Source organism: Granulicella mallensis MP5ACTX8, from assembly GCF_000178955.2.
Taxonomy (GTDB): Bacteria; Acidobacteriota; Terriglobia; order Terriglobales; family Acidobacteriaceae; genus Granulicella; species Granulicella mallensis.
This window is the reverse complement of the sequence record NC_016631.1, coordinates 2,610,787-2,636,369: the sequence shown is the minus strand read 5'-3', so window position 1 is coordinate 2,636,369 and position 25,583 is coordinate 2,610,787. Positions and strand designations below refer to the sequence as shown.

The window sequence follows — 25,583 nt, the reverse complement described above, 5'->3', positions numbered from 1 at the left end:
CGACTTCCCTTCTATCTTTATTTACGCCAGTTCCCATCCGGCTTTAACCCCGACACCCTGACCCGAAATCCAATGGCTGGGTGTGAAGGCCCAGGAGCTTATTCCGGATAGCCAATCCGTCTCAGAGATGTCCAGCCACAGGTGGGTCACCTGGACTGGTAGCGTGGGCGGAGAAGCGTGTCGTGGGGAAGGCGTCGGGGTAGTTCTTTTGGATGAAGGCCGTCATCTGCTCGCGGACGAGGCAGCGAAGGTCGAAATTCTGGCTTGAGTTGTGGCTGCTCACCAGGCAGCGTAGTTCCATGGTGCGCTCAGATAGGTTGGTGACCTGAAGACCGCAGACCTTTTTGTCCCAGAGAGCAGAGGCTTGAACGATGCGATTGAGTTCGCCCCGGAGTTCCTCAACGGGAATGGAGTAATCGACATAGAGGAAAGCGGTGCCCATGATATCGCTCTGCTCGCGGCTCCAGTTCTGGAATGAGTTTTCGATGAAGTAGCTGAGCGGAACGATCAGGCGGCGTAGATCCCAGATCTTGATGACGACGTAGGCCGAGGTGATCTCCTCGATACGCCCCCACTCCCCTTGCACGACGACGACATCGTCGATGCGAATAGGCTCTGTGATGGCGATCTGGAGGCCCGCGAGAAAGTTTGCAGCGGTGGATTTGGCGGCAGTGGCAAGGATCAGCGAAGCCACACCGGCAGAGGCAAGCAATCCAGTGCCGTAGTGCCAGATGCGCGGATCGTGGAAGCTCCAGAGCAACGCCCCGACATCGATAACGATGACCAGGCTGATGACCATGCGGCGGAAGAGCTGGAACTGGGTATGGATGCGGCGAGCCTGAACGTTGTTCTCAGCGGTGAGGTCATAGCGGCGGAGGAATACGTTCTGCAAGACGTAGACGCAGCCAACCGCAAACCATCCCAACGCGGCGATGAGCGCCATGATGAAGATCTGATTCAGCAGCTCCTGCAGCTTGCCGGACAGGCGCGGAATCACCGGGAGCACAATAAGCAGGCAGGTGATAAAGAAGACGGCACGGGACGGTGCGCCAAGATGACGCTGAAGCCCCCACCCAAGATGGGTATTCTCCGCCTCTTTGCGGCGCAGGAGGCGGAAGAGAACGAAATGAATGACGTTGGCGAGAACCAGGGCTGTGCAGAAGAGGAAGATGGCAAAGAACCAGTCGTGCTGAAAATGAAACGCATGCGTCATGCTGTGCTCTATCCCCGGGTGATATCGATTGACCCCACGTCCAACAGATTAGATCGCCCGCAACAGATTGGATGCTAGATGTGGACAAAGAGCAGAGGCTGAAGTTTCTTCTGATGTTGGTATACAAGCTGTCAGAGTGCCAGTTGCGGTATGTCGTCTCCCAGCTTCTCCGCCCGGAAGATCCTGAATCAGATTGAGAAGGCAAGCTCCAGAAGAGTCTGGACATCCACCGCATGGTCAAACTCCAGCACCTTCGCCCCTGGTGCCTCGTCCTTTGTAACCTCAATAATCTGCTGCTTAAAAACGGCGAGCTTCTCATCAGCCACCACCCCGCCGCCGATCAACACAGCATCGCATGGCTCGCTCTGCAGCCGCCTGCGAAGCTCTGCCAGTCCTCCTTCTGGGGAGGCATGCATCACTTCATATCTGTAGCCAGCGCCTTCCATTTTCTGCCGAAGGCCTCTCAGGCGCGACGCAATCTTTTCGCACTCTTCAGCAGGAACCCATGGTGGCGCCAACGGTAGCCCAATGTGCACAACCGAGATCATTGCACTCTCTCCTGGCCCCTGGACAGCCTCGGTTCGAGCCGGGTCGTTTGAGAACTATCCTGTCTTCAGAGGCCCAACGACCTTGTAATGACAAAGAGATCTTTCATCGTAGCCGCTCTCCGCCTCTAAGTGGATGATCTTCTACTGTTTTGTGCGCGCGGCCTCGATCGCAGCGATGTCGATCTTTCGCATCGTCATCATCGCGTTCATCGCGCGCTTGGCTGCAGCGCGATCCGGGTCCTTCGTCGCCGCCAGCAACGCGCGCGGAGTGATCTGCCATGAAAAGCCCCAGCGGTCCTTGCACCAGCCGCACATGCTTTCCTGGCCGCCGTTGCTGACGATGGCGTTCCACAGTCGATCGGTCTCGGCCTGGTCGTCGGTAAGAATCACAAAGCTAACCGATTCGTTGGAGACGAACCGCGGACCGCCATTGAGACCCATGAAATTGCGGCCGCAAACGGTGAACTCAACGATGAGTTCCTGACCTTCGGGACCGGATGGCGTATCCGTGGGCGAGGCGCTTATCTTCCCGACGTGGCTGTCGGGAAAGGTGGCGGCATAGAATTCGGCTGCTTCGCGGGCCTTCCCGTGATCGAACCACAGACAGGTGATCATCTTCTCCGACATGTTGCTCTCCTCTCAGGTTTTAACGTTCGCCGTAAAGTTCGGCGGCCGTTCTTCCGCAAGGAAGAACGGCTTCGCCGGTGATGAAGTTCAGCGCGGTCAGGATTTTGGTCCCTGCATCAAAGCAAAGTGACCATCCTGGTCGTCGGTGGCCTGCAGGATGCGTGAGCCTCCGGGTACGTCCATAGGAGGCAGCACGATCTTGCCTCCGGCCTCGATCACACGTTTCTGCGCAGCCTCGATGTCGTCGACCAGGAAGTAGTACTGCCAGTGTGGGGGAATCCCTTCGGGCATGCCGGGCCCTTTACGGTTCATCATTCCGCCCGTATAGAGGGGTTGGTCGGTCCGGAAGGTCTGGTAGGCACCCATGGCTCCCATATCGTGCGCATAATCCTTCTGCCAACCGTAGTGCCTGGAGTAATAATCGAAGGCTTTTGCTGCGTCATCTGTAAGCAGTTCATGCCAGCCCACATTACCCGCCGCCATCTGATCCAACCGAGGCGGAACATCTCCCTTGCCGGGTTCGAAGAGCAGGTACTTCACCTGTTGAGGGTCCAGCACGACCGCGAAACGGCCTACGCCGGGAATGTCCTGAGCGGGCTTCACAATCGTCCCGCCGTCGGCAGTCACAGCCTTCAACTCTTCGTCGAGCTTTGCGGTGTGAATGTGGCCCATCCACTGAGTGGGAAGATCGGGCGCGCCCGCGCCAGCCCAGGTCATCATGCCGCCAACGTCTTTGCCTTCTTTACCGAAGATCATGTAGGTAAAGCCGGGCATACCGGCGTCCTTGACATCCCACCCGACGACCTTCTTGTAGAAGTTGACTGCCTTGTCCATGTCATTGGTGACAAGTTCGTACCAGATGAATCCGTCTGCCATTTCGCACCTCCATTTGGGATATATCGCTACGAAGTAAACATCGTCCACATACGCTACCACCGCTAAGTGGATGCTGTCTACAATGCTCCCCTGCGCGGTACACTCTAGTTTGAACGGACAATGAAAAAGAACGTCACCATTGAAAAACGCAAGACCTTTCGCCACGGTGATCTACGCAACGCACTCGTGACGGCCGGGCTCGATATGGCCCGCGCTGGAGGACCCAAGGCAGTCATTCTGCGGGAGGCAACACGGCAGGCGGGTGTCTCTCCGAATGCGGCTTACAGACATTTTGCTGGCCAGGCTGAGTTGCTGGATGCGGTGCGGTCGGCATGCCTGTCGCGGGTCGCCGCGTCCATTGAAGACGAAATGAAGAAGTGCCGTCCAGGACGCGACCCCCAGGTGTTTGCGCGAAAGAGTCTGCGTGCGGTGGGCATAGGATATCTGGGATTCGCGATGAGAGAACCAGGGATGTTTCGTACGGCATTCTCGATTCCACCACCAGTTGATTCGCCCAACCCGGCAAACACCGCATCCATGGGGCTGAACGCCTTTCAGCTGCTTTCGCTCGCCCTGGATCGCATGCTGGAGAGCGGCCTGCTCACGAAGAAAAGCCGCAACGATGCGGAGTACCTGGCATGGTCGACGGTCCACGGACTGGCACTTCTGGTGCTCGAGGGGCCGCTTTATCGGATGCCACACGAGGCGATCCTAGCGTTGGGCGAGCGACTCGTGACGATGGTCGAACGAGGGCTCAGCTGATGGACTGGGTGGGAATAAATAACAGCCAACGGTGTTTGTGAGATATAAGAACCATCCGTCGCTTTCTCAGCGAACGGTTGTGGCAGCCTACCGTTTTAGATCCACAGCGAACAGCAAGTGACCAGCCAGACGGCTATAGGAGTGTATGACAACAAAGCAAACGAGCATCCTGGAACGCTACTTCTATCTCTTCATGTCATTGTTGAATGCAGTCGTTGTTGTCTACGGCTTTAGCTTTACCATCAACCCGAATCTGCTCCACCCTCGTGTCCAGCCTCCGCAGATCGTTTACGTGCACTCCGTTGTCTTCTCTGCCTGGGTGCTCTTCTTCATCCTCCAATCCGCTCTTGTCCGCTCACACAATGTCCGCCTGCATCGTACGTTGGGCTGGGTAGGCACCGGTCTCGCAGTCTCTATCCTCGTCCTCGGCTACACGACGTCAACCGCTGTGCTGAGATTGGCTATTCAGCGCCAACTTCCCTTCCCAACCGTGCCTTTCCTCTTCGTTGAAGTGATGGAACTAGTCTGCTTTGCAGTTCCATTTGCTTTGGCGATCTATTGGCGTAAACGCCCGGATTTTCATCGCCGCCTTATGTTGATCGCCACGTGCGCACTCACAGAAGCGGCTTTCGGACGCATCCCGAGTCTGCCCTCCGTCTTCGCACCCGCTGGAGTGGATGCTTTGATTCTCTTAGGCGTAATTCGAGACATCATCGTGGAGCGCCGTATCCACAAGGTCTATCTCTATGCTCTCCCCGCAATGATCTTCTTGCAGATCATCGCCGAGTATACGTACGTTCACCAATCATCCTGGTGGATCGAAATCGGTAGCTATCTCCTGCGATGATGCAGCACTCTCTCTGCCTTGCGCGGAGTGCAAGGCAGAGAGTGCTCCATGAGTAAAACAGCAGCTTAGCTCGTCTTCGGTGCCTGGGCGGTCATTCTGAAGAGAAGCGTGCCGCCCGCAGCGATCTCCCGGTGCGAGAGTTTTCGGCCGGTACGTGCTTCTCCATTAAGGGAAACCTTTTCAACGTACACCGTGTCCGCGGAGTTTCCTTCGGCACGCACCTTCAGGGTCTTACCGCCTGGCAGGTGAACAGTGGCCTGCGGGAAGAGCGGCGCTCCGATCGTATACTCTGGAACACCCGGGCACACCTGGTAGAAGCCGAGTGAGCTCAAGATGTACCACGCGGCCATGGAACCTGTATCTTCGTCGCCGGCAAAAGAGTCCGGCGAGTACAACTCGTTCAACGTGCGACGCACCCAGAACTGTGTCCGATCAGGACGGCCTACCTCAGCGAAGAGGTACAGCATGTGGTGTGAAGGCTGGTTCGAGTGGGCGTACTGACCGAAGGGGACAGCTGCCATTTCGGACATCTCGTGGATCTCCCCTCCGTATACGCCGACGTGGAAGATCGGTGGAAGCGTGACCATCTTCTCGAGCGCATCCACCGCCGCCGCTTTACCGCCGAGCGCCTCAAAGAGATCCTTCACCGCGTGCGGGGCATCCCAGCGATGCTGCCACGCGGACCCCTCTTCATAGGGACTGCCCCAGGTGAACGAGTCGAATGGTGAGAGCCAGGAACCATCGGCGTTCTTGCCACGAAAGAAGCCGACACCCGTGTCATACACGTTTCGCCAGTAAGCGGCTCGCTCCATGAAGGTGGAGTAGTCTTCGGATTTGCCAAGAATCTTCGCGATCTGCGCGATACAGAAGTCACCGTACGCCGCGTCGGCGGTCTCGGCAACCGACTGTTCTATCTGGTCAGCCGGCACGTAGTGCAGCTTCATATACTTCTCCACGCCAACCCGTCCATAGCCTTTGTCGGGATCGCCCGGCATGGTTGCGTGCTTCTTCAGCCCGGCGAAAACAACCTCGCGGTCAAACGACCCGATTCCCTTCACGATCGCATCCGCAAAGAGCGAGTCAATCAGGCTGCCGGACATGCAGGCACGGTACCCAGGTGCCGGAAACTGCGGAAACCAGCCGCCTTCGTTCAACGCATTGACCCAGGCCTGCAGTATCTCTGAGAGCTTTTCCGGAAAAACAATCGACATCAGGGGATACCAGGCGCGATAGACATCCCAGTAGCCGTGATCGGCATACATCACTCCCGGCGAGATCTTGCCGGTGAATGCGCTGTAGTGATGCATGCCCTTGCCGCCGGGCACAGGCTCATGAAAGGTGCGGGGAAACAACAACGTGCGATAGAGACAGGAGTAGAACGTCCTCTGCTGCTCTGCCGTCGCACCTTCGATCTCGATGCGTTCCAGCATCTCGCTCCAGTGCTTCTCTGTTGCTTCTTTGACGGCGGATTGCGACCGCTCGCCGACTTCTTCGCGCAGGTTAAACAGCGCTTGCTCAAACGAGATAAACGAGGTCCCGATGCGCGCCTCCAGCCTCGTCCCGCTCTTGAACTTCACCACGGCGACCTGCTGTTCCTTCTTCTGGCGGTCGGAGTGCGGCTGCACTTCGAAACTGTCCCACGGTTCCGCGAACTCGACAACATAGTAAGTCGCAAAGTTATCGGGCGTCCCCCCGGAACTCGCGGTCGAAGTGAACTGCACCCGCTTCTGCTCCTTGTGTGCCGTAATGGGGGAGCTAGTCGCGGGAACATCCAGGATCAGGCCAATCGTCTGATCCGTATCTGCCGGATCGGGTGCTTCAAAGTCGGCCGAGAGAACGCAGCAGCGCTCGGTGGGCACCAGCTCGACTTTGGCACGATAGCGCAGCAGGAAGAGTTGGAGAGAATACGGTGTGAGCACCGCGTCTTCCGGAATATAGGACGAGGCGCGTGGACTGGCGTCTGCATGTACGTTGCCGCGAAATGGCATAAAGACCGCATGGCCGTAGTCATCGAGCCACGGGCTGAGCTGATGCGTGCAGCGGAACCCTTGTGTGCGCCGCGCCCACGGCTGAAACATCCAGGGAGTGTTTGCCTGAGTCTGGATCGTCCAGTGCGCCATGCCGAATGGTGCTGTCGCAATGGGCAGCGTGTTGCCATGCGAGAAAACCGGCGTCGATTGCGAGCCCTGCAAAAGATTGACCGCATCGAGAGGCCACATCGGCTTGCTATCTGTAACTGTGCCGGCGCCTGAGTGTGGTTCGGGTGAAGCGGCAAACGCTACCGGGCTGATCGCGGTGGCTGCCGCAGCTAGACCGGAGGCCTTGAGAAAACGTCGTCTGCCTGGTTGAACGGGATTCGAGGAAGGGAGGGTTGGATTCTCTGCTGAAAAACGATCGTCGCGTGCCATAACCATGATGCTATGTCTTTTTGCCCTCGCTGGCGACTACACGCTGGCCAATCTCCCCAGAACCTAGCGCTTGCGATGTCTGGGCAACTGACAGCAGGCTCAGGGAAGATGCTGCGAGCAATAGGAAGATAGGACAGTAGGGCAAAAGTCGAAGCAAGATCTGCACTCCTTTGAGAGTAAGCGTTAAAGAGAAACAGGGAGACGGAAGAAGTATCCGTCTCCCTGTTCTTGTTCTTAGAACGAGTAGCGTAGCGATAACTGGAGTTGCCGGGAGAGAGCGGTCTTGCTGGTGACCTTGCCAAAGGTGGAAGTACCGGGAGTGATGCCGGGACTCGACCAATTGGCATGATTGAAGACGTCGTAGGCCTCGGCCCGAAATTCAAAGTTATTCCGTTCGTTGATGGCAAATTGCTTGAATAGCCCCGCGTTCCAATCCTCATATCCGGGACCGTAGATTACGTCGCGAATTCCATGCTGCAGGTTGAAGGTTCCCTGGGTAGGTGCGGTAAACAGCGGACTACCGTTGGATGTGGTCGTACTGAAGTACGTATTCGAACTCGTGGAGGCGGTCGAGAACTGGCGTGGGTAGCGAGGCTTTCCATTCAGTACCCAGAATTGAGGCAGGCCGGGAACCCCCACCCCAGCGTAGTCAGTGTTCGTCGTGTAGACGCTCTGTGGGGCGCCGCTCAAAAATTGAGCGGTGAGGCTGAGCCGCCAGCCACCGAGTATCTTGTCGGTGAGGCGTCGCTTGTCTCTCAGAAACGGCAAGTCATAGGTAGAAGTAGCAACAAAAGCCTGACGAACATCGAAAGTGGAAGGGCCCCAAAGATTGCTTGAGTCGTACGTATCCGGAACAGTGTCACTATAGCTGGAGCTATTGTCCATGCTTTTGGCCAGCGTGTAAGCAGCCGAGAAGCCCAGAGACCTGACAAACCGCCTCTCCCAGAAGATCTGCAAAGAGTTGTATCTCGAACTGGCCACACTCTGCTCCATCAGAATCGAGGAGAAACCCTTATAAGGAGCTAAAGCGGCTATGTTAACCCCAGGATTCGCATACGTGGTTCCTGGGAGCGGCTCATTGATGTCCGCCGAATCCCAGAGGTGTAACCCGCGGCGACCTACATAGGCAACGGATAGCACCGAACTCCAAGGAAGCTGCCTCTCCACCGTAACGTTCCAGTTCCAGGCATCCGGTTGTCTGATATTGCGGTCATACGTTGTCACGGCCAACGTGGGCGCTGTGGCAGTGTTCAACCCAGCTCCTGGATTGTCCACCGAAATGCCCGACACAGTGACGAAAGGCTGGAATGGAGAGTTCCCGCCGGGGAAGATGTTGTCCAGCAAACCCATTCGAGTGAGAAACCGGCCGCCGCCAGCGCGAATCACGGTCTTATCGGTAAATTGGTATGCAATTCCCAGGCGCGGCTGAAGGGCATTTTGAGCATCAACCAAGCCACGAGGCAAACCAGGGTTGAACAAGCTCGTGTAAGCATCGGGAGTGGTAGCTTGAAAAACCCCGTGTTGCGCGGCGCCGTTCGGGAAGCCTGAGAGACCCGGAATGACCATTCCATTATATTGGTTGCCGCTACCCACGGCGACCAGGCCTGTCTTGGGGTTGACACTGACAGCCTGCCCTGGGTTATACAGAGCGGGATCGAAGTAGGCAGCGTTCCCCCACAGGGAGTGAAAGGGGAAAGCAATCGTATCGCGCAGCCCATAGTCGAGGTGCAGTTTGGGGGTAATCTTCCACGAGTCCTGGGCAAACGATTCATACATGGCGCCCCGCCAAATCGTGTATGCCCGCGGTCCGATCTCGGTATAACTATCAGCCAGCCCAAGGGCCAGATTGGCGAGACCTAAACCGCTGCCATTCGCATAGGAGTCGGTGAGGGTAAAGGTTCCGTTCTGGTTGCTGCTGCCTCCGGGAACCGTTGTAATGTTGATCTGGTCGTCGTCATCCTCGCCCCGATAGTCATATGAAAAGCCGAACTTGAAGAGATGGTTCCCCGATGATTTCGTCAGGCTATCCCTGTAGGAATAGATCGGCCCACCGGAGTGCGATGGATAGGGCCCACCACTCAAACTAAAGAAAGGACTCGGCAGGCTTAGGCTCGGAATTTTGTTGAGGTCCTTACCCCCGGGAACGATGTAGTTATAGTTGATTCCATAATTGCTTCGATTAAAGCCCGGATCCGCAAGATCGGCCTGCTGTGATACCCGGTCAATGCTAAGAGTCCCGCCCATCTCATTGACCGTTGTGGGTGTGATGCTCCAGACCCAGGAAAGAGTGTTCGTCTGGTTCGGCCACGTCTTGAATAAACCTGTCAGCCCCAACCCCTGATCGAGAGCCGAATACTCGTTATAGGAGAGGTCTGTTCGCCGAAATGAGATGTGGTGCCTGTCGTTCACAATGACATCGAAGTCGTAAGTGCCTTTTCTCTGGTTGATCGGATGAGGGGCCGTAGCTTCCCAGTTCTGATCTCCGTTGACGAGCAGCCCCGGAATAGGCTCCGGATAAACGCTCAGGATAGCCATTCCGTTGGAGCTCCACAGATTTTGCGGAATGATGTTTCCAGCAAACGGCGCGCAGGTCTTCTTTCCGTTGGTGGTCGTGCAATCAAAGGGGTTGGTGATGATCTTAGGGGTGCTATAAAACGGGTTCGGCCCGAGTAATTCGCTGAAATTACCCATGTGCATGAGGCTTGTGGGGACAGTTTCAAAATTAGTATCTGTATACCTGTATCGGATCCAATCTTGGGCCACAAACCAGAAGAGCTTTCTGCGCAGTGTGGATGGCAGACCGGGAGTCCAGATCGGCCCCCCTGCGGCAAAGCCGAAGTCGTTATAGCGAAAAGGTGATGCAAATCTTGTTGTCGGACTTTGGTTGCGCGACCAGGTATTCGCATTCAATGCCGAATTTCGCAAATATTCATATACCGTTCCATGGAAGTCGGTCGTTCCACTTTTGCTGACCATGCGGACCTGAGCACCGCTGGCCCCACCGTATTCAGCCGAGTAGGCCGCGGTCAACACTTGAATTTCTTCGGTTGAGTCCACGTTCGGAGCGCCAATGACGTACGTGTTTGCGCGAGTACGAACGGCAGGCGCGCCATCAAGCGTTACCGTTGTGCTTGTCGACTCCGCGCCGTTGACGGAGAAGCCCGGCTTACTAACGCCGAAATTGAAGTCACCAAGTGTAGATCCCGTGATCACACCAGGCAGTAACTCCGCCATGAAGACCGGGTTCCGGCCGTTGAGTTCCTGATGCTGAATCTGCTCCCCGGTGATCAGGTGCTGAACCGACCCGGAATCGGTCTGTATACGCTCCGCACTCGAGGTCACTTCAACAGACTCATTGGAAGTACCGATGGCCAGTGAGGCATTGATCGATAAGGTCGACAGTGCGTCCAACTTATTGTGGACGCTTTCAAAGGACTTGAATCCCTGTATGTGAACGGACAGAGAATAAAATCCGGCTGAAAGGTTTGAAAGCGAGTAGTATCCGCTCTTATCTGTCGTGACCGTATGGCTTTCCTGCGTAGCCTCAGATATCGCTGTAACCTGTGCGTTGGAAACCATCGCCCCCGATGGATCCTTGACGAAACCTGTAATCGTGCTGGTGTCCGACTGCCCGTACATACAGATGTGAAGGCCCATCAAACAAACCAGCGCCCAAACGATATTCCGAAATCCTCGACGGCTTATCTTCACTTTCATCTCCCGGCTGGCAGTGAAATCAATGTTCCTCCTCTATGTACACACGTCAGCCGTCGATCCGGTAGTTAGGACCGGATTCGTAACAGTTTGGGATGTCACTGTAAATATGAGATTTATTTCCTAACGTGAGTTTTAACAGTCATGAATCGTGAATTTGATATGTTCGCCGTGTGAACCCGATAAAGCAGGAACCATCGAATGAAGATTTGTTCACCCTCAGGACCGATTTGATCGTTTCGCGCGCGAACGAGCTACGGCACCATGTTGATCGGATCGTAACAAGTCGAGCGTTCAGCAGAAGTCGCAGGAGTTGTGAGTTTCTACAACATCTCCTGGATAAGACGCTGGCGGGCCAGCACGACGAGTTGAAGGAACGCATGATTGGGATGCAGCTGTTCGGCCGCGATCCTGCCTACGATACGGGTGAGGATGCGATCGTGCGCGTGACTGCGACCGACGTCAGGAGACGACTGAAGCGTTTCTATGACGATGTCGAAACAGACATCCGTCTAGACCTGCCTCCCGGGGCCTATGTCATTGAGTTCGTTGAGCAGGCTGCCCCACCAGAGATACCCAACTCTCCACAGCCATCCGAGCCAGAGGAGATTCCGCAACCACCGGCTACACGGTCTTCCATCTGGCGTCGCCTCCTGCCGGTGGCGATGGCCTTGATGGTGTTAGGTCTTTTGGCGAGCGTGTATCACTACCGCATGCCGTCGACCAAAGCCGACCGTCTGCCGTGGGCGGCTATGCTGCCGCGCCGAGAGCAACTGAAGATTGTATTTAGCGATCCCGACATCGTTGCTCTTCAAGGACTCACCGGGAGCGCGATTTCACTCACGGACTACGCAGACCATCGCTACTTACCCACGCAACAGCTATTGGATCATCCTTCCAGCGTTATAGAACGGCTCTTCAAGGGTTATAACGTTCCTATGATTGATGCCGACTTCGCCCTCAGTGTCAGGAGTCTGCTCCCATCGGGGCCCATTAACACATATCGCGCCAGAGCGCTTCAATCCCAGGACTTCAAGACGGAAGACAACTTCATACTACTCGGCAGCCCAGTGTCGGATCCCTGGGTTGCTCTCTTCCAGGATCGGCTCGATTTCTATTTCACATATGATCCAAAGCGGCATGAAGAAATTATTAATAACCGAAGAGTCGGACACGGAGAGACATCCGTTTATGCTCCTACGTCTCCAGGATGGGGAACAGGGCAGGCATTTGCGATTATAGGATTGCTCGAGAATCCGAATCAAACAGGGCACGTTCTGATCCTTGCCGGTTCCAACGCTGTAGCCACGGAAGCGGCCTACAGGTTAGTCACAGATGTGGATTCCATAGACCGAGTGCTTCAGGAGCACGGTATCGACGTTTATGATCGCAATGCTCAGTTTGAGATCCTGCTCCGCGTAAATACCATGGCCTCGTCACTCGATACCTTCGAAGTAGTAGCCTGTCATCGTCTCCCTGAGACTGGACATTGATTGCGGGCACAGGAAAGTAATATTTAAGGAAAGCGGAGGAAGAGTCGATTGAAGCAAGCAGTGCACAATCTTGAAATCACAACGCGAGGCCAGGGTCTCTACGAATTCACATCGAGTATTAGCCAGTGGACAAGCGGCCAGCAGGTGCAGACCGGACTATTGACGGTCTTTTGCCGACATACCTCTGCTTCGCTGTTGATTCAGGAGAATGCCGATCCTACCGTGCGTCTCGACCTCAAAGCATACTTCGACCGCATCGCACCCGAAGATGGAGCGTACGAACATGACTCAGAAGGTCCAGACGACATGCCGGCTCATCTGAAGACGGCACTGACTCAGGTTCAATTATCAATCCCTGTGGTGAAGGGCGCTCTCGTACTGGGTACCTGGCAGGGTGTCTACCTTTTTGAGCACAGAGTGCATCCTCACAGACGAGAGATCGTCCTTCACCTGGTGGGAGAATAATCCAAGCTGGAAGACGTAGACCTGTTGCTCTTTAGTCCAGTGCTGGTTGGTCACGCCGTGGTTACCGTACTTGGCTTCGGCACCGAACTCACTCATAATGACGAGCTTTTGCGGGAAACTCCAGTGAATTCTGTCGGCGTCTTCGGGGGATCCACCATACCAACCGACGTACTCGTTCTGGCCAGTGACGTCGAGCGCGTCGCAGAGTGGAATGGGTTCGGATCATGCAAAGGCTGGTGAAAGCAATGCCCGAAGCTTAGAGCGCGCTCTTGCAAGACGCGACATGACTGTCCCTGTAGGGCAATCCAGAAGATAAGCGATCTCCTGATACGATAATTCTTCAAATTCGCGTAGCACAATAATCTCTCGGAATTCGGCAGGTAACTGTTCAATCGCCGCTCGTACCTGCTCGGCTTCCAGCTTGTTCACATAGCTCTCATAGGATTGTTTGCCAGGATCGACTAAGTCACCTGCAGAACTAAACTCCATATCAAATTGAACGATCTGAGGGCCGGTTCTCTGTTTCCTCAGTTGGTTCAGCCATGCGTTTCGGAGAATTTTAAAGAGCCAATTTTTTATATTGCTCTCCCCACGGAGCCTGCTTATTGCCGGTATGGCACGCACGTACGTTTCCTGTACCAGATCCTCTGCTTCCGCAGAGTTGCGAGTCAAAACCATCGCGTAGCCATATAACGCATTGATATGTTCGACGCTTGAGCTGTAAGCCTCGACTGAGCCGTAGTGTTCGCAGAGCATAAGTATTAGCTTCCGATCATGATGACTTGGCAACCGCCGATGAAGTATTCGTGGATGTCTACATAACTGCAGCCATATTCATAGTTTTAGAGAAGTGCTTACACTGGGATGCCTCTATTTACCTGCGTTCAGCTTGCTCTCTGACAGAAAGCGAATCGATCGCTTGGAATAAGCAGGTGGCCACACCCATTCAAGTTGCCCAATCATTCAAGCTGATCCAGTAAACGCTGCTCCTTAACAAGGGCGGTTTTTGTTTCTCAGCTTAGAATGCGCAAAGGAGGCTACAGATCGATCATCCGATTGCATTTTTTTGGGAAATCGTCCGGCAAATCATCAACACGAGATGCGTCCGCTCGTCTATGACGTTTCCAGGGGCAAATCGGAGGCTCGCCATCCTTCCATTCCGTCGATCAAAATACCGAGATCGCCGGAGTTGCTCCGCAGCAGAAGGCTAGCCGCAGTCGTCGCTCGATGCCCTTCCTCGCAGTACAAAACATTGAGTTTAGAGAGATCGACGGATGCGGCATCTGAACTAAGTTCAAGCAAAGGCATCGAGATCGCACCAGGCAGGTGCCCTTTCAACCACTCCGCCCGGCTACGGACGTCGATGAGCTGCAGTGGGCGATCTTCTTGTAGAGCCTGGCGTATATCGTCACACCGATGTATAGGGAGACTGATGAGCGTGAAGCCTTGCCGACGCCACGCCTTTTCGTCTGCGAGAGCATATCCGATCACATTTTGGAGACCTACCCTTGCCAAACGGTTTTGTGCCTCATAGGCACTATTTGAATCTTCGGCAATGATTAGAAGTTGCTGCGTAGGCCTGATCAGGATCGCTGCCCAACTTGCAAAAGGCCCCATGAGGCCAATCTGTAGCGTTTTGGGAATATGGAACGTGGCAAATTGTTCTGCGGCTCTTGTGTCCAAAATAAGAACACCCTGGCGACATTCTTTCTCCAGCTCGGCTGCTGTTAGCTGCTGAAGTTCTGATGGTTCCGGCAAATGAATCTTCCTCTTTACCTATATGCGCACTGCATCACGGTTTTCGATCATCCTTTGCCACTAATTTCAGTTGTTCTTTATCTCTCTGGGAGAGATCGCTCGATCTTTTGAGGAGCCGTTCTACCTTTTGCCGTTCCTGTTCGCTTTCCGCTGTAGCTACGCCTCGTCTATTCCACGTTGCCCACACCTTTGCACTGTTCCGATACCACTCATTCGACTCGGCTTCGGCAGCATGCCGAGCAGCAAGAGGGAGGGTTGGGTCCAATGCCGCGTGAAACTGTGCATTTCCTTCACTTTCATAGCAGGACCCTACGTCTCTCAGAACCAGCAAACTGGGAGACTCCGTCCCGAACTCATGGAGAAAGGGCAACGCTGCATTCGAGTACTGGCGAGCCTTTGCAAGATCTTTCACGGCGAGTTCCGCATCGCTCAGCTTGCAGTACGATCCCATCAAATGGAGGCGCCCATGCGGACTGCTCTCGGCCAATTCCCTCCTGATCAGATTTGCTTCCAGAAGAAGACGCAGCCGCTCCGGCGCGTCCGCTTCGCTGGGGAGCACTTCCGCCAGCGCCTCATCCCGTATCGCGATCAAGTGCCGCGCGGCCGCGCCATACATCGGAGTCAACCGCTTCGTGAGAGTAATCGAACTTCGATACCACACGCTGGCCATGTGCATGTTGTCAAGGCGAAAAGAGTCACCCATCGCCTGGTATGCGAGAGCCAGATCGAAATTTGCCTGAGCATTTGTGCTGTCGATCCCAACGAGCATTTGCGCAATCGCAAGTGCCTTTCGAGCGTAGATCTGCGCCTGCGCGGAATCTCCTATATTCAGGGCGTCTCTTCCAGCTAAAACCAGGACGACCTTCTCGTCCGCCAAAAAGAGCTCGCGCCGCACTTGGGCCGAGGATGGAAACCTTTGCACTAAAGCCTCGGCAAGAGCCACCGCTTTTCGACCGTAGGCTAGAGACTCCGATTGATGGCCAAGTTCGTTGAGAGCGTCCGCTTCGTTAAGATAAAGCTTAATCAGTATTCGATCATGATCTTCGGCGCCGTTTGGATTGTCCCCGAATATCCGTAAAGCCGCAGAATATCTATCTAATGCCTGCTCCGGATTCAAGCCCCCGAGATTGACATCGCCGATTCCTGCATAGCTCATCGCCAAAAGCCGTATACGAGTCGGATCGGCAGGTCTTTGCTTCCAGAAATCTTGTGCCAACAAAAGTCCTTGCTGGTAATGATCATTCGCTTGATGCAGACTTCCGAGAAACTTTTCGATGCTGCCCAGGCGTTGATAGGCTTCAATGACAGCTTCAGTGCTCTCGTAACCAGGTGTTCGGCTATTCGCTTCCATGGCAACCCGCAAAGCTCCCTGGTAGCTGGTAATGGCAGCATCCGAGTTGCCCAAATCGGCAACCGAGGGTGACCCCTCCAGGTCGCCAACGCGCACATAAGCTTTGGACAGTTCAAGCAATAATCGAGGGTCGTTTCCAGTGCTCTTTTGCAGTCCATCCAAATACCGGAGCGCACTGCGGAAAATTGCTGCCTGTGTCTCTGCGGAGGCGGAAGAATGTTGGAGCTTGTCGGTCATATCCGAGATAGCGGAGTCCGAAAGCGTCCGAACCTGCCGCACTCGACGATCGGCCAGGCGAGATTGCCTCGAACCGATGAGGAGAGAAAAAATTAATGCTACAGAGACGGCAGATGTCGCAACCACCGCTGTCTTATGGCGTTGCATCAACTTTCTCAATCGATAGGCAGCGGATGTCTTTCTCGCGGAAACAGGCCTGCCTTCCAGGTAGCGAAACAGATCCTCGTCAAAGTGCTGAACCGACAGGTAGCGTCGTGATGGATCGGGATCCATCGCCCTCAGTACAATCCCGTCGAGGTCTCCCGATAACTCCTTTCGGATCCGGCGAGGCAGATCTGGAGCCAGGCTTAGCTTCCAGCTATCTTTCTTGAAAACGACTTGCTCCGCTGCGGCGTCCGACAGATTTTGAAGCTTATAGGGACGCGAACCTGTCAGAAGCTCGAACAGCAGGACTCCCAGAGAATAGATGTCAGTAGCAGTGGTCAGTTGTTTTCCCTGAAGCTGCTCCGGGCTTGCATAGTCAGGAGTCATCATTCTGGAGCTGGTTTTCGCAGAGGAAACATGTCCTTGAATCGGTTGCGGCACCAGCGGTTTTGAAATTCCGAAGTCAATGAGCTTGACCATGCCCTCCGGCGTAACCATCACGTTGCTTGGCTTGATGTCTCGATGCAAGATCAGCTTCTGATGAGCGTAGTGAACGGCGGAACATACTGAACGAAATAGTTCAATGCGTTGCCGAATCGATAGGTTGTGGTTTTTGCTGGCAAGCGTGATCGGCTGACCTTCCACATACTCCATCACGATGAAGGGACGACCATCTTCGGTCTCGCCTCCATCAAGAATGGCACCGATATTCGGGTGGTTTAGCGTCGCCAGAACCTGCCGTTCCATGCGAAACTGTTGAACCATCTCCTCTGAGTCGCGCCCCTTGCGAATCGTTTTGATAGCCACGATCTGGAAATACTGATCGTCAGAACGGACAGCAAAGTACACAACCCCCATCCCCCCGCTATCTAACTCGCGCACCAGAAGATAGGGGCCAAGGCGCAGTCCGATCTCCGAGGGGCCTGAAGTACTCGTCATTTCCTTCAGGTCTTTCGCTATCACGGAATGGAGTACGCTCTCGGCGTCATTGTCGCTTGCAAGAAGAGACTCGATCTCGGAGCGTAGTTGCTTGTCATTCCCACACGCCTGCTCGACAAACTGCTTCCGTTCCTCCGATGGCCGGTCCAGGGCTCCCTGAAAGATCTCCTCGATCAGTTGCCAACGATCACTTTTCATCTTTGTTATCGATCAGAGCGCCTGACATCTCGCGGCGTATCCATGCTTGTCCCAGGCGGAGTTCGCGGCCGACAGTCGCCACCGAAATCCCTAAATGCAGACCAATTTCTTCCGTACTCAGACCGCCAAAATACTTAAGTTCGATGGTTTGGCTCTTCCTTTTATCAATTTGTGCCAGTCGTCCAAGGGCTTCATCCAGCATGATAAAGTCCGGCGGGCGCTCCTGGGCGATATCCATCCCCGTTTGCAATGTAATCCTCATCCCGCCGCCCCGTTTCTGAGCGTTATGGTTTCTCGCGTGCTCAATCAGCACGCGTCTCATGGTATTGGCTGCAATCGCATAGAAATGGATACGACTTTCAGCATGTACCTTGCTCTGGCCAGCCAGCCGGAGATAGGCTTCGTGAACCAAACCCGTTGGTTCAAGCGTGCAATCGCCATACTCGCGTCTCAACTTTGCCTTGGCGAGGCGAAGTAAATCGTCGTAAATAATGGGAGTGAGTTGTTCGAGGGCTGAATCATCTCCTCGACTCCAGAGAGCGAGAAGACTGGTTACATCACCCCGACCTTCTAGTGCTGCACTGAGGGGCGCCCCCTTGGACATTCAGAGTCTCCTCTTCAGAAAATAGCACGCCCCGGCATGAACGCCCCACAGGTGATAACCCTGCATTTCTTGTTGAAAGAACAGGTCGTTGCGAAGGCGATTGCCTTTGGGATTGGGTCCTACCGTCGAACTTTATCAAACACCATCAAATAAGGAAGAAAGCCCGCTCTCAAAGAGAGCGATGATCACCGGTAAGGTGGGATGGCACACGTTCCGTCACTCCTACACGACGATCCTGAAGTCGCATGGCGAGGACGTGAAGACTGTTCAGGAACTGATGCGATACGCCAATAGCAGTATCACCCTCAATCTGTATGCCCAAGCCATCAGGGAACCAAACGTGCGGCTCAGGGCAAGTAACCCGGCTGGTTTTTCAGTCGGCAAAACTCCATCCGAAAAATAGCTTTTTCTTATCGGACGGTGGCAGATTTTAGGGATTTGCGCTAAGTTGTTGAAATGATTTGGCGTCCCCGACGGGATTCGAACCCGTGTTACCGCCGTGAAAGAACTGAAGTAAATCACAACTGCAACGAACGGCTGAGAAGTAGAGTGCATCGGTAAAACTCTAAGAAATAGTAGCTAACAGCAGTCATGCTCCACAGAAGCTCCACGACGGTCGCGGAGCTTCTGTAGAGCATGAAAGATCCGCCGTTTTCCATCCCGTTTCGCCTAACCGCAGGTTGCGAAAGTGCCCACTATGGCTCGATGGAGGGATGATCCAAACATTATCGATCTCTTGGGATCGTTACGAATGGTTGAGCCCTTGAGCGTCGCTTCCCTTGGATATCCGCTACCTTCGCACAAAATTGATTTTGCGATTGAAGAGCAGCTCCTCCGGGATGGCAATCTACGACTTCCCCCGTGTGAAGGTGGCTATCGTGGAGCAAAGTATTGACGGCAAAGCACTTATGAGACGGCAAAACCGGTAAAACCGGCCCAAATGGCGGTATTTGCCACAAAAATGCCACAAAGCCACAGCACACTATGTGGGCATCGGGTTGGTCCGCGGGGAACCAAACCAGCTTGGCTTACTTCCCTTCTTCCCTCAGTTGATCACGGTGGGATACGCACGGCAGATACCCGGCGTTTTTGTGCCTTCAAGACGTGCTCTTATTCAACACGCAGGAACTTCATATTGAGTTTGCAGATACACGGGTTCCCGCCCGCACCGTCTATCTCTCGGATGGACCAGATCGGGTCTATCGGGTTGGGAATACTACCTTGGCTTTCGAGCACACGGCATTGAAGGAGTCGGGCTTCAACCTCGAGGAAAGCGGACTGATCGTTCAGGCGCTCAAGTCGCTTGGGCAGGAGCAAATTACCTCAGAGATCGTCTCGAAGATCCGGGCATGGCTCCCAGTATCGTTACGGGCCAAAGTTTTAGCAGATACTAAAACCGCGACTGGCTGGGTGTACAGCGCTATCCAGCAGATCACTCAAGAGGCCGTTCATGGATAAGATTGCCGCTGGACCAGCCTCGGACAGGCGGGATCTATTCCGAGAGTCGGCAAGCCGGCTCGGGATGAATCCCGCCATTGTCGAGAAGGATTTTTGGGTTTGCTGGATTCTCAAACTCCTCTTTGCGGAGCCGGCTTTGAAGAATCAAATAGTCTTCAAAGATGGCACAAGCCTTTCCAAGGTCTTCGGGCTGATTGACCGCTTCTCGGAAGACATCGACTTGGTTCTCGACTGGCGCCTTCTTGGCTATGACCAAGAGGGCGTCAACAATCCCTACCAAGCCACCTCCTCCAAGACACAGCAAACCCGTCACAACCAAGAGATGAACGATAGGGCAGTTGCGTACATCCGCGACACGCTGCTCTCTCAACTCAACCACCTCTTCGCTTCGATCTCTAGCGTAGTCGCCAGAATCGACGACGCCGCCCCACATACTGTCAACGTGTTCTACCCGGCAGCGTTTGAGGCTGAATATATCCGGCCTGCAGTCCGCTTGGAGATTGGGCCGCTTGCGTCGTGGGTTCCTTCCAGCTCTCACAGCATCAAGGCATACGCTGCTCAAGCCTTTTCCGACGCCTTCTCCAATCCTGCCTTTGAGGTCATCGCGATTGATGCCGAGCGGACGTTCTGGGAAAAGGCAACGATCCTCCACCAGTAAGCCCATCGTCCCGGCGCTGTTCCTGCACGGTACTCGCGGCATTACTACGACCTATACAAGCTGAGCGAAAGCCCCATCAGGAGGGCTGCGCTTGCCAACCTCACCTTGCTGAAATCAGTCGTCGAATTCAAGGAGCGGTTCTACTACTCTTCCTGGGCGCGTTACGACTTGGCTATCCCCGGCTCATTCCGGCTGAGTCCTCCCGATAGCCAACTTCCCGCGCTCGAAAGAGACTACCGTGCAATGCGCGATATGTTCTACCGGGAGCCTCCAACATTTGGAGCGATTCTGGCTGGCTTGACTTCGTTGGAACATAAAATCAACACTGAGAAATGAGCCTCGTTAATGCACATCTTGGGAACGTTCCTTAGAATCTTCCCAAAGTCGACGAATGAAATGGCCCGCCGCCTGCTGCCCTGCTGCCGCAAGCTACAGGTATCAATAGCGAGTGAACGAGCGCAAAGAATGACTCAAACTACGCTGCAACTGATGCAGGAACGATTTCATACGTGACGGATATTTCTGCTGTCGGTCTCAGGGTTGCTGACACACTGCAATACTTCGAATCGGACAGCTCGATGGCCTGCTTGACGGCGACCTCCGAAAGCGATTCACCGGTCAGGATGTGATGAAGCTTGATGGACTTGAAGCTGCGTGGAAAGTCTTCACGCCGATCGCCAGTTACTTCAACCTTGTAGTCTGTGACCCTTTGGCGCTTCTTGCGGAGAATATCGACCACATCAGAGGCCATACAACCTCCAACGGCTAGCAGCAGGAGTTCCATCGGCGTAGCAGCGGAGGCCCGCTCACCGTTGGTTTCCATAATGGAGGCATGGCCACCCGGACTGATACCGATAAAAAAATCATTCTCGCCATAGTGAACTTGTGCCTTTAGCTCTGCCATTTTCATTCTCCTTCTGTCGTTATGTCGAGCCGCTCCCAAGGCAACGGCGTGTCTTGACCTATTGAACGTCATACCTGACGAGGTCCGGGTTGAGTTCAGTCAGGGACGACGAAAAGTCTACCAGCGCTTCTTGAATGATTTCTGAAAATAGCCGATCGTCAGGATGATCCGGCAATGCTCAGCGTGAATCCTCCGATACTGAGGACGATACCGCATGTCCCAAGGTTGCCGCCTGCTAGGGCCAGCATCCCACTCAAACCATAAGCCCGGTTTATTGATTTGTGGTGCAGGTAAAACGTTATTCTCTGCAACTGCGCATGGCTTGCGCCCACTCTCCGTCCCATATCGATTGGTGGTAAATCCCCGATGCACTCACCGATAACGGATCGGCATCGCGGCATAAGAGCACATCTCACGCAGATTTCATGACCTCGGCTTCTTCCCAAAATCGTCTGGAAAGCGAGTCCCCATGCTCCCGAGCAGCAGGGCGCGGCATAGCCCGGACATAGGAAGCTCACTGAGCAGTTCGGGTAAAACTGTTGGCTTCAGAGCGAGGTGAACAATCGCGAACAGGCCAATAATGTCGGGTTCCGCTGGATGGATTCCTTGCACGAGCAATCGCCAGCTCGATGCGTTCCTTGCCGCGCTTTGAATCGCCACAGCATATGCGGAGAGGAACGGGGCGAGACTCTAACTTTTTCGCCAGCCATTGTGCGAAAACGCCGTTTGAGTAAAATGGTGACGTCATTCTCCACAAAAACCACTTTGCGTTGGGTTCCAACAACGTGCGTCCAGGCCTTGGCGTAATAAGGCCGTTTCATCGGGCCTGAAGAACCGGAAGCACGATTCGGTATACGCAGTATTACGGGAGCGAGCAAATGAGTCCCATGGGATGTGGCCGTAAGGGCGGCAGCAAGTGGATTTTCCCCCTCATGAAAATTGTGACTGTGGCGATCTGTGCGGCTGTGGGAACCTCGCTTTCGGCACAGACGGTGACCGTAACGCTGAGCACGGACGCGGCAGCAACGACCACCAATCCCGGGGATGGTCCAGGGCAGAGTGGCGATTTGCGGTACGCCCTGCTGAACGCGACGAGCGGATCGACCATCCTGTTCAACTGCGGAACTCTGTGCACCATTACGCTGAACGGTCCATTACCGTCCATTACGAAGAACCTGACGATCAATGGCGGGACACTGGGCAATGTGATTATCAGCGGCAATGGCACGTACCGCGTGTTCTTTGTCGATACCGGCACGGTGGAACTGGAAAACCTGCTCATACGCAATGCGGTGGGAAAGGGAGGCAATGGCGGACTGGGTCATATTGCCTGCGGAGGCGGAGGCGCCGGCCTGGGTGGCGGTCTCTTCGTGAATGGCATCACTGCGCCCGCTACCGTAACGGTGAGTGATGTCTACTTTTCGAGTGACAGCGCGATCGGTGGGAATGGTTGTTCCGCCAGTGGCTCTGGTGACGGAGGAGGCGGCGGCGGTTTAGGCGGCAACGGTGGAAATGGTGCACTCGCCAGCGGTACCTACGTGAATGGTGGCGGTGGCGGCGTTCTGGGGCCGGGCGCAAATGGCAGTACAACGACATTAGATGGGGCCGCCGGTGGCGTTGGAGGAGGCGGTGGTGCAGACGAGAATGGCAACCCAGGATCTGCACCAGGCACAGGCGGGGCTGGTTATGGGACAAACAGTGCTGGCGCAAATGGGACTCTTGACGCCGCCGGTAACGGCGGATTTGGCGGAGGAGGAGGCGGCGGCGTGCTGGCTGGAGGTAAGGGCGGATTTGGCGGAGGCGGCGGCGGCGCCGAAGACGGTGGTGGAGCTGGCGGCGTTGGCGGCGGTGGCGGTGGCTCTGAGGGCGGCGCTGGCGGTACGGGAGGTGTTGTCGTTGGAGCGATAACAGGAGGCAATGGGTCTGCTGGATTTCCGTTTGGCAATGGAAGCAGTGGTGGCGGCGCGGCTGCCGGCCCGGACATCTTTGTCAATCAGGGGACTCTGATCACGGTAAACAGCGGTACCCTTGGCGCCAGTGCGACAGGCGGCGCCGGTGGATCAGGCGCCGGCAGTGGAACGTTCGATGCCACACCGGTCTTCAACTATACGGGCTCGGTTAATGGTTCTACAACCAAGGGCCCCATTGCCACCGCTTTGACGGCTTCTGCAGTACCCGACTTTGTGGTGACCTCCACTGCGGACAGCGGCCAGGGGACACTGCGTGAGGCCCTGACCAATGCTGCGGACTTCGGTGCGGGGAATGTCACCTTCGACCCAACGGTATTTGCGACGCCGCAGACGATTACGCTGGCGAGCTCGTTGAGCGTTCCTTCGAGCACGACCATCACCGGCGCGACGAGCGGCAGCGGAACGACGCTGACCAACCTGGTGACGGTGAGCGGCGGCGGATCGAGCAGCAATTTCCCGGTGTTCAGCGTTGCCAGCGGCGTAACCAATGCTTCGATCAGTAACCTGATCATCGCCAACGGCCATACCACAGCCGAAGGGGGCGGGGTCGATAACCTCGGGGTCCTCACGGTGACGAATACCACCTTTAGCAACAACTATGCGGGGGGCTCTATCACCGGCGGAGGGAATGGTGGAGGAGCCATCTATACGTTAGGCACCCTGGCCATAGCTGGGAGCACCTTCACCGGAAACTCCTCCGCGCCAGGCGGCGCGGTAAGTGCAGGCAGTGGAACGGTCACCGTTAGCTCCAGCACCTTTACCGGGAACACTGCCTTAGGACCGTATGCGGGCGGCGCCATGTTCATTAATACAGGAACGACTGTCACGATTACGGACAGTACTTTCAGCGGAAATTCGGCGAGCTCCGGCTCAGCGGGCGGAATCTTTAACTACGGAACGCTCTCGGTCACGAATTCCATCCTCTCCGGCAACACCGGCGGCGACTGCGGGGCCGGTGGCGGAAGTACGTGCCCCATCAATGGAAGCAACGGCAATCTCGTAGGGGGTACGGTCGCCCTGTCGTCGCTGGGCAGCTATGGTGGGCCGACCCAGACGATGGTCCCGCTGCCAGGGTCGCCGGCGATCTGTGACATCAATCCTTCCACGGCAACGGGGACCGACCAGCGCGGCGATCCGCGCACAACGAGCTACGGCACGGCGACGTGCCAGGATTCAGGAGCGGTGGAGAGCCACTATGCGATAAGCTTCACCACCGATCCGGCGGCCACGGAGATTTCAGGCGTAGCCTTCCCGGTAGCCATTACCCTGACCGAAAGCGGCAGTCCCTTCCTGGGCGCGAGCGAGAGCATCCCGGTGACGCTGAGCAGCGGCGCCACGCTCTCCGGCTCGCCCGTTTCGGCCAGCACCAGTACGGCTAACGGTGTGGCCAGCTATTCGCTGACCGCGACCAATGCGACCTCAGTCAGTGGGCTGAAGCTGAATGCGGGCCTGACGCTCCATGCGCCCACGGCGGTGATTGAGGCACAGAGCGCCAGCTTCGACCTCAACCTGCTCACTGCGCCGGTGGCTTCGGCGGCTTTCAATCCGACGACGATCCCTGTGGGAGATACTTCACGGCTCACCATCACGGTGACCAATCCGAATGCGGTAGCGCTCACGAATATGCAGTACACGGACACGCTGCCTTCAGGCATCACGTTCGTGTCGTTCCTCGCTGGGACCTGCGGGTCCTTCAACGTCAACGGCGGGACCTTCTCGATCTCGGAGCCTATCCTGGGGGCGAACTCGTCCTGCTCTGTAGCGGTGCAAGTGAAGGGCAACACGATAGAAACTGCGAATGACACGACCAGCACAATCACTTCCAGCAATGGCCCGACAGGGGCCGCTGCGACCGCGGCGCTCACAGTGGAAGGCGGCCTGATCTGGGTGATCAACGCGAACGGTACATTAGACAGCCTCTCCGAAACCGGAACACAGGCTGGGAGCGCGGGCACAGCGGGTACGGTCGGTACCTACGGTGCCGTGGCCTTCGACAACGCCGGCGATGTCTGGGCTGTTGCCAACGGAACCAGTGCTGTCACCGAGTTTACGAGTACGGGTACAGTCATCGCGGTACCCGGCAACGCTGCGGCCGGAGTCAATAAGCCGACGTCGCTGGCCATCGATGGCCTGGGCCAGGTCTGGGCCGCCAATGCCAATAACTCTGTCAGCGTTCTCAGCTCAACCGGCACAGCGGTGACACCGAGCACCGGATACCAGGGCGGAGGCATTAGCACGCCAACCGGCATCATCATCGACAACTCAGGCTCGGTATGGATACCCAACAAAGGCAATAACTCTGTGACCAAGATCATCGGCGGTGCCGCTCCGGTCGTAACACCTACCGTAACCGGCACCACCAACAACACGCTCGGAACGCGGCCCTAAGGGTTACGAGTCCAGTGAAGC

18 protein-coding genes and 1 pseudogene are annotated in these 25,583 nt (G+C 55.5%); 8 read left to right on the top strand and 11 right to left on the bottom strand.

Annotation, left to right across the window (positions count from 1 at the left end):
• Positions 1-121: 121 nt before the first annotated feature.
• From ACIX8_RS11005 to ACIX8_RS10990, 4 genes are all read right to left on the bottom strand, one after another.
• Positions 122-1,213: a mechanosensitive ion channel family protein gene (locus tag ACIX8_RS11005; protein ID WP_014265409.1), complete on the bottom strand. Its 1,092-nt coding sequence runs from the start codon at positions 1,211-1,213 to the stop codon at positions 122-124.
• 188 nt (positions 1,214-1,401) lie between these two features.
• On the bottom strand, positions 1,402-1,761 hold the full coding sequence (locus ACIX8_RS11000) for a hypothetical protein (RefSeq protein ID WP_014265408.1): 360 nt from the start codon (positions 1,759-1,761) through the stop codon (positions 1,402-1,404).
• A 141-nt stretch (positions 1,762-1,902) separates the two neighbouring features.
• Positions 1,903-2,388, bottom strand: coding sequence for a VOC family protein (locus ACIX8_RS10995; RefSeq protein ID WP_014265407.1), 486 nt, complete (start codon positions 2,386-2,388; stop codon positions 1,903-1,905).
• Positions 2,389-2,484: 96 nt separating this feature from the next.
• Positions 2,485-3,264, bottom strand: a complete 780-nt coding sequence (locus ACIX8_RS10990; RefSeq protein WP_014265406.1) for a VOC family protein — start codon at positions 3,262-3,264, stop codon at positions 2,485-2,487.
• Between the two features lie 120 nt (positions 3,265-3,384).
• On the opposite strand from ACIX8_RS10990, the gene ACIX8_RS10985 reads away from it, so the two are divergent.
• Together ACIX8_RS10985 and ACIX8_RS10980 are read left to right on the top strand one after the other, a co-directional pair.
• On the top strand, positions 3,385-4,026 hold the full coding sequence (locus ACIX8_RS10985) for a TetR/AcrR family transcriptional regulator (protein WP_014265405.1): 642 nt from the start codon (positions 3,385-3,387) through the stop codon (positions 4,024-4,026).
• A gap of 145 nt (positions 4,027-4,171) precedes the next feature.
• Positions 4,172-4,873 carry a hypothetical protein gene (locus ACIX8_RS10980; RefSeq protein ID WP_014265404.1) on the top strand — a complete coding sequence of 234 codons (702 nt, stop codon included), beginning with the start codon at positions 4,172-4,174 and terminating at the stop codon, positions 4,871-4,873.
• Positions 4,874-4,938: 65 nt separating this feature from the next.
• Here ACIX8_RS10980 and ACIX8_RS10975 read toward each other — a convergent pair whose 3' ends face one another.
• Positions 4,939-7,287 carry a GH92 family glycosyl hydrolase gene (locus ACIX8_RS10975; RefSeq protein ID WP_150110572.1) on the bottom strand — a complete coding sequence of 783 codons (2,349 nt, stop codon included), beginning with the start codon at positions 7,285-7,287 and terminating at the stop codon, positions 4,939-4,941.
• Between the two features lie 228 nt (positions 7,288-7,515).
• A complete protein-coding gene (locus tag ACIX8_RS10970; protein ID WP_044176577.1) occupies positions 7,516-10,938 on the bottom strand; it encodes a TonB-dependent receptor in 3,423 nt (1,140 codons plus the stop codon).
• A 437-nt stretch (positions 10,939-11,375) separates the two neighbouring features.
• On the opposite strand from ACIX8_RS10970, the gene ACIX8_RS10965 reads away from it, so the two are divergent.
• Together ACIX8_RS10965 and ACIX8_RS10960 are read left to right on the top strand one after the other, a co-directional pair.
• A complete protein-coding gene (locus ACIX8_RS10965; RefSeq protein ID WP_150110571.1) occupies positions 11,376-12,488 on the top strand; it encodes a hypothetical protein in 1,113 nt (370 codons plus the stop codon).
• Positions 12,489-12,536: 48 nt separating this feature from the next.
• A complete protein-coding gene (locus ACIX8_RS10960; RefSeq protein ID WP_014265400.1) occupies positions 12,537-12,953 on the top strand; it encodes a secondary thiamine-phosphate synthase enzyme YjbQ in 417 nt (138 codons plus the stop codon).
• 222 nt (positions 12,954-13,175) lie between these two features.
• On the opposite strand, the gene ACIX8_RS10955 is transcribed toward ACIX8_RS10960, so the two are convergent.
• The 4 genes from ACIX8_RS10955 to ACIX8_RS10940 form a co-directional block, all read right to left on the bottom strand.
• Positions 13,176-13,709, bottom strand: coding sequence for a sigma-70 family RNA polymerase sigma factor (locus tag ACIX8_RS10955; RefSeq protein ID WP_014265399.1), 534 nt, complete (start codon positions 13,707-13,709; stop codon positions 13,176-13,178).
• Positions 13,710-14,066: 357 nt separating this feature from the next.
• Complete coding sequence (locus ACIX8_RS10950; RefSeq protein WP_014265398.1) at positions 14,067-14,711, bottom strand: rhodanese-like domain-containing protein; 645 nt, start codon at positions 14,709-14,711, stop codon at positions 14,067-14,069.
• Between the two features lie 34 nt (positions 14,712-14,745).
• On the bottom strand, positions 14,746-17,580 hold the full coding sequence (locus tag ACIX8_RS10945; RefSeq protein ID WP_014265397.1) for a serine/threonine protein kinase: 2,835 nt from the start codon (positions 17,578-17,580) through the stop codon (positions 14,746-14,748).
• On the bottom strand, positions 17,570-18,184 hold the full coding sequence (locus tag ACIX8_RS10940; RefSeq protein WP_014265396.1) for an ECF-type sigma factor: 615 nt from the start codon (positions 18,182-18,184) through the stop codon (positions 17,570-17,572). Before ACIX8_RS10940 ends, ACIX8_RS10945 begins: the two co-directional genes overlap by 11 nt.
• Positions 18,185-18,272: 88 nt before the next feature.
• On the opposite strand from ACIX8_RS10940, the gene ACIX8_RS10935 reads away from it, so the two are divergent.
• The 3 genes and pseudogenes from ACIX8_RS10935 to ACIX8_RS10925 all read left to right on the top strand — a co-directional run bounded on the left by ACIX8_RS10935 (position 18,273) and on the right by ACIX8_RS10925 (position 20,636).
• On the top strand, positions 18,273-18,587 hold the full coding sequence (locus ACIX8_RS10935; RefSeq protein WP_317623998.1) for a tyrosine-type recombinase/integrase: 315 nt from the start codon (positions 18,273-18,275) through the stop codon (positions 18,585-18,587).
• Positions 18,588-19,288: 701 nt separating this feature from the next.
• Complete coding sequence (locus ACIX8_RS10930; RefSeq protein ID WP_014265395.1) at positions 19,289-19,642, top strand: DUF6088 family protein; 354 nt, start codon at positions 19,289-19,291, stop codon at positions 19,640-19,642.
• Positions 19,635-20,636: pseudogene (locus ACIX8_RS10925) on the top strand (nucleotidyl transferase AbiEii/AbiGii toxin family protein). Before ACIX8_RS10930 ends, ACIX8_RS10925 begins: the two are co-directional and overlap by 8 nt.
• Positions 20,637-20,775: 139 nt before the next feature.
• Here ACIX8_RS10925 and ACIX8_RS10920 read toward each other — a convergent pair.
• Positions 20,776-21,204, bottom strand: coding sequence for an OsmC family protein (locus tag ACIX8_RS10920; RefSeq protein WP_014265394.1), 429 nt, complete (start codon positions 21,202-21,204; stop codon positions 20,776-20,778).
• A gap of 932 nt (positions 21,205-22,136) precedes the next feature.
• Between ACIX8_RS10920 and ACIX8_RS26335 the strand changes: the two genes are divergently transcribed.
• Positions 22,137-25,562, top strand: coding sequence for a beta strand repeat-containing protein (locus ACIX8_RS26335; protein WP_150110570.1), 3,426 nt, complete (start codon positions 22,137-22,139; stop codon positions 25,560-25,562).
• Positions 25,563-25,583: the final 21 nt, after the last annotated feature.